At 69.2% G+C, this 260-nt stretch carries 1 pseudogene; it reads right to left on the bottom strand.

Annotated features, from left to right (window positions below):
• A pseudogene (locus AMS65_RS00080) lies at positions 1 to 258 on the bottom strand (transketolase family protein); the annotation flags it as partial.
• Between the last annotated feature and the right edge of the window lie 2 nt (positions 259 to 260).

Below are 260 nucleotides of genomic sequence, written 5' to 3'. Positions count from 1 at the left end.
GGTGATGAGGGGCGAGTGCTGGGGGAAGGCCACGAAGCTAGAGAGCCAGGGGCGGTCCCCGAGCGTGCTCATGCCGAACGCCATGCCGCCCATGCTCTGCTCGGCGATGCCGGCCTGGATGAAGGCCTCGGGGTTGTGCTCGGCGCCCATGCTCGCCGTGGTGGAGGTCGCGAGATCGCCGTCGATGACGACGACGAACTCGTCCTCGGGGGAGAGGTCGACGGGCGTCTCGCCCCAGCCCTGCCGTTGGGATCTCATCG

Source organism: Leucobacter celer subsp. astrifaciens (assembly GCF_001273835.1).
Classification (GTDB): Bacteria; Actinomycetota; Actinomycetes; order Actinomycetales; family Microbacteriaceae; genus Leucobacter; species Leucobacter celer.
This window is presented reverse-complemented; position numbering and strand designations above follow the sequence as displayed.